This is a genomic window from Oceanicola granulosus HTCC2516, from assembly GCF_000153305.1.
GTDB classification, from domain to species: domain Bacteria; phylum Pseudomonadota; class Alphaproteobacteria; order Rhodobacterales; family Rhodobacteraceae; genus Oceanicola; species Oceanicola granulosus.
In genome coordinates, this window is the sequence record NZ_CH724109.1 from 196,221 (window position 1) to 202,220 (window position 6,000).

Annotated in this window: 10 protein-coding genes and 1 tRNA gene; all 11 read right to left on the reverse strand. The window is 71.9% G+C overall.

Annotation, left to right across the window (positions count from 1 at the left end; translation table 11 throughout):
* Nucleotides 1–17: 17 nt before the first annotated feature.
* A tRNA-Phe gene (locus tag OG2516_RS16635) sits at nt 18–92 on the reverse strand.
* Nucleotides 93–165: 73 nt separating this feature from the next.
* Complete coding sequence (locus tag OG2516_RS16640; protein WP_007256917.1) at nt 166–348, reverse strand: DNA gyrase inhibitor YacG; 183 nt, start codon at nt 346–348, stop codon at nt 166–168.
* On the reverse strand, nt 348–1,376 hold the full coding sequence (locus tag OG2516_RS16645; protein ID WP_040616167.1) for a ribonuclease E/G: 1,029 nt from the start codon (nt 1,374–1,376) through the stop codon (nt 348–350). The genes OG2516_RS16640 and OG2516_RS16645 overlap by 1 nt, the downstream gene beginning before the upstream one ends.
* A complete protein-coding gene (locus OG2516_RS16650) occupies nt 1,373–1,975 on the reverse strand; it encodes a Maf family protein (RefSeq protein ID WP_007256915.1) in 603 nt (200 codons plus the stop codon). The genes OG2516_RS16645 and OG2516_RS16650 overlap by 4 nt, the downstream gene beginning before the upstream one ends.
* Nucleotides 1,972–2,190 carry a translation initiation factor IF-1 gene (infA, locus tag OG2516_RS16655; protein ID WP_007256914.1) on the reverse strand — a complete coding sequence of 73 codons (219 nt, stop codon included), beginning with the start codon at nt 2,188–2,190 and terminating at the stop codon, nt 1,972–1,974. The genes OG2516_RS16650 and infA overlap by 4 nt, the downstream gene beginning before the upstream one ends.
* An 84-nt stretch (nt 2,191–2,274) precedes the next feature.
* Nucleotides 2,275–3,141 carry a carbon-nitrogen hydrolase family protein gene (locus OG2516_RS16660; protein ID WP_007256913.1) on the reverse strand — a complete coding sequence of 289 codons (867 nt, stop codon included), beginning with the start codon at nt 3,139–3,141 and terminating at the stop codon, nt 2,275–2,277.
* Nucleotides 3,138–3,725, reverse strand: coding sequence for a GNAT family N-acetyltransferase (locus OG2516_RS16665; RefSeq protein WP_007256912.1), 588 nt, complete (start codon nt 3,723–3,725; stop codon nt 3,138–3,140). The genes OG2516_RS16660 and OG2516_RS16665 overlap by 4 nt, the downstream gene beginning before the upstream one ends.
* Nucleotides 3,722–4,117 carry a ketosteroid isomerase-related protein gene (locus tag OG2516_RS16670; protein ID WP_007256911.1) on the reverse strand — a complete coding sequence of 132 codons (396 nt, stop codon included), beginning with the start codon at nt 4,115–4,117 and terminating at the stop codon, nt 3,722–3,724. Before OG2516_RS16670 ends, OG2516_RS16665 begins: the two co-directional genes overlap by 4 nt.
* A 26-nt stretch (nt 4,118–4,143) precedes the next feature.
* The gene (locus OG2516_RS16675; protein WP_245544340.1) at nt 4,144–4,536 is read right to left on the reverse strand and encodes an arsenate-mycothiol transferase ArsC; all 393 of its coding nucleotides are present in this window, start codon (nt 4,534–4,536) and stop codon (nt 4,144–4,146) included.
* Nucleotides 4,537–4,613: 77 nt separating this feature from the next.
* Entirely contained in the window at nt 4,614–5,093 is a 480-nt protein-coding gene (locus tag OG2516_RS16680) for a UPF0262 family protein (RefSeq protein WP_007256908.1), read from the reverse strand.
* Nucleotides 5,090–6,000 (reverse strand): histidinol dehydrogenase (gene hisD, locus OG2516_RS16685; RefSeq protein ID WP_007256907.1); only part of this gene is annotated, 911 nt, incomplete at its 5' end. The genes OG2516_RS16680 and hisD, both read right to left, overlap by 4 nt.

Consider the following 6,000-nt stretch of genomic DNA (forward strand, 5'->3'; position numbering starts at 1 on the left):
ACAATAAAAAGAAAGGATGGTGCCCGGGGGCGGAATCGAACCACCGACACGAGGATTTTCAATCCACTGCTCTACCCCTGAGCTACCCGGGCACGGGGAGGGACGGACCCTCGGGGTGGCGGCGTTCTAGGCGAGGGCGGGGCGGGTGTCCAGAGCGAAAAGGGCTCAGTGCGGCTTGTCTTCGGGACGCGACGCGGAGGGCTCGTCGAGGTCGCTCTCGTCGGCCGGCGGGCCGGGGACGCGGTAGGCGCCGGTGAGCCATTTGCCGAGGTCGATGTCGGCGCAGCGGCGCGAGCAGAAGGGGCGGTAGCGGGCGTCGGTGGGGCCGGAGCAGATCGGGCAGGACATCAGACGCACCTCCAGGCGGGGGCGAGGGGGGCGCGTTCGCGCTTGCGTTGCAGCTCGTAATGGCCGAGCGGGGTCCAGCCCACCAGCACCGTCTCGACCGGGTCGCGGCGGAAAGCGATGCGCAGGGCCGTCTCGGCCTGGCGGCGGTGGGCCTTGGTGAGCGGCGCGAGGTCCAGCGTCACCTGCCCGCCGAGCCCGCGCAGGCGCAGGGCGCGCGGCAGGGCGGCGATGGCGGCGAGGTTGGCCTTGAGGCCGGCCGCGGGCGAGGTGTCGCCGCCGGTGTTGACGTCGACGGCCACCAGCGCGCGCGTCGGCTCCACCCACATGTGGCCGCCGTCGAGCGGCACGCGGGGCGAGGCGGCGGCCTCGAGCAGGTCGAGCACGTTCTCGCGCGCGAAGCCGCCCGGCTCGGTGACGATGGCGGCGGGCTCGACCCACTCGCGCCAGGCGAGGGTGTGAGGCCCGTCGCCCTCGACCAGCACCTCCGGTTCGCGACCGCTGTCCGAGGTTACGGCGCGGGCGAGGTCGATCATCGCGGCGATGTCCTCGGCGATCTCGTCCTCGTCGGCGTTCTCGCAGGAAGAGCGCAGGATCAGGCCCATGCCCTCGGGGACCAGCGGCGTCGCGACTTCGCGCAGGCGCACGCGGGCCTCCTCGTCCTTGAGGGCGCGGGAGATGTTGAGCCCCGGCGCTTCGGGCGTGGCGATGGCGTAGCGGCTCTTGAACAGCACGCGCTGGGTCAGCGGGACGGCCTTGCCCGGCTCGGCGTAGCCGGTGACCTGCACCAGCAGGCGCTGGCCCGGCGCGAGGCCCTTGGCCTGCCGCAGGAAGCCGCGGCCGCCGTCGGGCAGGCGCACGGTGACCCCGCCCTGCCCCTTCATCGGCCGGTCGCAGACGGCGCGGTAGATGGTGCCGGGGCGCGGCAGGTCGGGGGCGTCGACGAGCAGGTCGTCGAGCTGGCCGTCGACCAGCAGCGCGGCGGCCTCGGTCTCGCCGAGATGGTCGAGCACCACCATCCGTCCCTTCATCGCGTCTCTCCGATCACGTAGCCCATGCCTTGGAGCAAGCTCGCCGTCTCGGCGAGCGGCAGTCCGATGACGCCGGTATAGGAGCCGTTGATCCACGGGATCAGCGCGCCGGCCGGCCCCTGGATGGCGTAGCCGCCGGCCTTGCCCTGCCAGTCGTCGCTGTCGAGGTAGCGCGCGAGCTCCCGCTCGGTGAGCTGCTTCATGCGCACCGCGGTGAGCACGTCCCGGACCCGGATCTCGTCGCCCCGGCGCGCGGCGATGGCGGTGATGACCCGGTGCCGCCGCCCCGACAGGCCGCGCAGGAACGCCTCGGCCTCGGCGCGGTCGGCGGGCTTGCCGAGGATGCGGCGGCCCATGGCGACGGTGGTGTCGGCGCAGAGCACGAGCTCGTCGTCGGCGGGCACGCTGGCCTCGGCCTTCTGGCGGGCGATGCGGCGGACGTAGTCGCGCGGCAGCTCCGCCTTGGCGGGAGTCTCGTCGATGTCGGGGGCGCGGACCGCGTGGGGCACGATGCCGAGCTGCGCCAGAAGCTCCCGCCGCCGGGGCGAGCCGGAGGCGAGGACGAGCTTGAGCGCCGGGTCTGGCGCGCGGGCGTTCACCTGAAGCGGTAGTTGATCCGACCTTTCGTCAGATCGTACGGGGTCATCTCGACCTGGACCCGGTCGCCCGCGAGGACACGGATGCGGTTCTTGCGCATCTTGCCTGCCGTGTGCGCGATGATCTCATGGCCGTTTTCCAGCTCGACCCTGAACGTCGCGTTCGGCAGGAGTTCCTTCACGACGCCGGGGAATTCGAGCAGTTCTTCCTTGGCCATGTGGTCTCCATCCAAAATCGCCCGCCTGCGTCGCGGACGCGCAGTAAATGCGCCGGGTTGTACCATTTTTCAAGGTCCATTGCATCAAAGCCGCGCAACGGTGACCTCTCGGGCGGCTTTTTCCTGCTCCGGCCAGTGCGTCACATTGCCCACCTGCCCGCTGCGGCGGGCGGCGGTGACGTGGGCGAGGTCGATGTCGGCGACGGACCAGCCGGGTTCGTCGGGCGTGCTTTCGGCAAGGATGCCGGTCTCGGGCAGGCCGAGGTCGGGCGGGGTGAAGAGGGCGGCGCGGCCGGTGGAGACGTCGATGATCTCGCAGCCCGCCACCGCGCCCACCAGCGGCGCCTGCACCACGAGGCACTGCCCCTCCACCGCCCGCGCCCGCGCCGAGACGCGCACCCGGGTCTGGCCCTGCGGCAGGTCGGTGCAGGACGGCACGAGCAGGATCTCCGCCCCCGCCTCGATCAGCGCCCGGGCCAGCAGGGGGAACTCGCTGTCGTAGCAGACGAGAATGCCGATCTTGCCGAGCGCCGTGTCGCACAGGGTGAGGCCGGTGCCTCCGACCAGGTCGAGCACGTCGCGCTCGTAGGGTGTCAGGATCAGCTTGTCCTGGCTTTGCACGGTGCCGTCGGGGCCGATGAGCCAGGCGCGGTTGACGTGACCACGCGCCGTCTGCACCAGCCCGGAGCCCGCGAGCAGGTAGCAGCCGCGCGCCCGCGCCACCCGCCGCGCCGCGTCGAGCCACTCGTCCGCCCGCGCCGCCGCCCGGTCCCGCCATTCGAGCGGGGTGGCCTCGGCGGGGGCGTCGATCAGCGCCGCCTCGAGCGCGGCATATTCCGGCAGCACCGCGAGGTCGGGCGCGGCCTCGGCGAATAGCCCGTCGAGCTTGGCGTGGAGCGCCTCAGGGCTCGCCAGCCGCTCGACGTGGTAGGCCAGCGCGCCGACCCTCACAGCGCCCGCTCCCAGAATTGCAGCCGCTTCGTCGCCACCGCCGGCTCGTCCACGTCCTTCCACTCGAACTCCGCCACCACCCCCGGCAGCGGCGCGTAGCCCCGCTTGCGCCAGAAGCCGTCGAGCGGGCGGTAGCTCGCCGGGCGCAGCGGGTGGTCGTCGGGACGGATGACCGAGCAGAACGCGGAATGGCGCCGCCCGAGCGCGCGGGCGTGGTCCTCGCGGGCGTCGAAGAAGGCGTGCCCCGCCCCCTGTCCCCGGAAAGCCGGCAGCAGCACCGACTCGGCGCAGTAGAAGATGTCGTCGAGCGTCCGTCCCGCCTCGGCGAAGGGCGCGGCGAAGTCCTCGGCGTGGTTCTCCAGCGGCGCGCCCGTCGCCGCGCCGACGAGCCGGTCGCCGTCGAACGCGCCGACGAGGATGGCCTCGGGATTGTCGCGGTAGGAGGCCATGTAGCGGCGCTCGTAGGCGAGGTCGCCGTCGTAGAGGTAGGGCCAGTCGCGGAACACCGCGATGCGCAGCGCCGCGAGGGCGTCGAGATGGGCCTCGAGGTCGGGGCCGCGCAGGGTGCGGAAGGCGAGGCTCACGAGACCTGCCGCAGCCAGTCGGCGAGATTGTAGTAGGTGGTGATGCGGGTGATCCTGCCGTTCTCGAGGCTCATGAACGAGCCCGCCGGCAGCCGGTAGGTCTGGCCGCGCGCCTCCGGAAGCCCCTCGTCGGTCTCGAGGTAGGTGCCGTCGACCATGAACTCCGCCGCCGCGCGGGTGCCGTCCTCGCTGGCGAACAGCACCAGCTCCGACAGCTTCTCGCGGTAGCAGCGCGCCATGTGCGCGCAGAACTCGCCGAACATCGCCTTGCCCCGCCGAACGCCGCCCTCGTTGACGTGGTGCGCCACGTCCTCGTCGAGCTCGGCGAGCATCCCTTCGACGTCGCCGGCGTTGAACGCCGCGAAGTACCGCTCCAGAACATCCCGCGCCATGCCGCCTCCCCTGTGTCGTGGCCCGTTCAGGTCACCGGCGGTCCGAACCGCGCGATGAGCCGCTCGCGGATCTGATCGCGCGTCTGGCGGTACGAGGCAAGCCGGTCGGCGCGGCTCTCGCCGAGGCCGGTCGGATCGAGCACCGGCCAGTACTCGACATCGAGGTGATAGCAGCGGGTCAGGTCCAGCGCCCGGCGCTGCGAGGCGGGCGACAGGGCCAGCACCATGTCGAACGAGCCGAGCGCGTCGCCCATCTGCTCCATCTCGTCGAAGCTGCGCGACCGGTGGCGCCCCAGCTCGACGCCGATCTCCTGGCAGACGGCGATGGCGAAGCCGTCGATCTCGAGATCGTTGCGCACCCCGACCGACTGGATGTAGCAGCCGGTGCCGTAGAGCTTCTTCATGATGCCTTCCGCCATGGGCGAGCGGACGGCGTTGTGGTCGCAGCAGAAGAGGAGGGAACCGGGCAGCGTTTCGGGAACCGAATGCTCCACCCTCAGCTCCCTATGCTCAGCACGCAGATCAGGGTGAACAGCCGCCGCGCCGTGTCGATATCGACGACGGCCTTGCCCTCGAGCCGCTCCTGCAGCACCCGCGCACCCTCGTTGTGGATGCCGCGCCGGGCCATGTCGATGGTCTCGATCTGGCCCGGTCCGGCCGTCTTGACCGCGTCGAAGTAGCTTTCGCAGATCTGGAAGTAGTCCTTCACCACCTGCCGGAACGGCCCGAGGCTCAGGTGGAACTCCGCCGCCTCCGCATCCCCCTTGGTGCGGATGTCGAACACCAGCCGCCGCTCGCGGATGCACAGCTCCAGCCGGTAGGGTCCGTCGGGCATCGCGCGCCCGTCGCGCGCGGGCAGCTCGAAGAAATTGTCCTCGAGCAGGTCGAAGAGCGCCACCTGTCGCTCCTGCGCGATCTCCGGCGCCACCTCCGGAAGGCCGCGCTCGTCGAGCTCGATGTGGCAGATCCGGCTCACGCGCCGCGCTCGTTCAGCCGCGCCAGCCGCGCGGCGACGCTGAGGCCGTGCGCCTCGAGCCCCTCGGCGCGCGCCAGGGTCTCGGCGGCGGGGCCGATGGCGGCGAGCGCACCGGGCGTCATGCGGGCGAGGGTCGTGCGCTTGAGGAAGTCCATCACCGACAGCCCCGACGAGAAACGCGCCGACCGGGCGGTCGGCAGAACGTGGTTCGGACCTCCAACATAATCGCCGATGGCCTCCGGCGTCCATTGCCCGAGGAACAGCGCCCCCGCGTGCCGCACCCGCGCCGCGAGCGCGTCGGGATCGTCGACCACGAGCTCGAGGTGCTCGGGCGCGATCCGGTCCGACAGCGCCGCCGCCTCGTCGAGGTCGCGCACGAGGATGATCGCGCCGTTGTCGCGCCACGACGCGCCCGCGATGGCGCGCCGCTCCAGCGTCTCCAGCCGCGCCGCGACGGCGGCGGCGACGGCCTCGGCCTGCGCCGGATCGGTGGTGATGAGGATCGACTGGGCGCTCTCGTCGTGCTCGGCCTGGCTCAGCAGGTCGAGCGCGATCCAGTCCGCCTCGCCGGTGCCGTCGCTGATGACGAGGATCTCCGAGGGCCCGGCGATCATGTCGATGCCGACCTGCCCGAAGACCTGCCGCTTGGCGGCGGCGACGTAGGCGTTGCCTGGGCCGGTGATCTTGTCGACGGCGGGGATCGTCTCGGTCCCGTAGGCGAGCGCGGCGATGGCCTGCGCGCCGCCGATCCGGTAGACCTCGTCGACCCCGGCGAGCTGGCAGGCGAGCATGACCAGCGGGTTGATCGCCCCGTCCGGCGTCGGCACCGCGACGGCGAGCCGCTCGACGCCGGCGACCTTGGCGGGCACCGCGTTCATCAGCACCGACGACGGGTACGAGGCGAGCC

Excerpts from the sequence above, each read along its gene's own strand:
- OG2516_RS16675 (WP_245544340.1), bottom strand. The coding sequence starts at position 4,536 with ATGGCGGAAGGCATCATGAAGAAGCTCTACGGCACCGGCTGCTACATC.
- OG2516_RS16645 (WP_040616167.1), bottom strand. The coding sequence starts at position 1,376 with ATGAAGGGACGGATGGTGGTGCTCGACCATCTCGGCGAGACCGAGGCC.
- infA (WP_007256914.1), bottom strand. The coding sequence starts at position 2,190 with ATGGCCAAGGAAGAACTGCTCGAATTCCCCGGCGTCGTGAAGGAACTC.
- OG2516_RS16670 (WP_007256911.1), bottom strand. The coding sequence starts at position 4,117 with ATGGCGCGGGATGTTCTGGAGCGGTACTTCGCGGCGTTCAACGCCGGC.
- OG2516_RS16640 (WP_007256917.1), bottom strand. The coding sequence starts at position 348 with ATGTCCTGCCCGATCTGCTCCGGCCCCACCGACGCCCGCTACCGCCCC.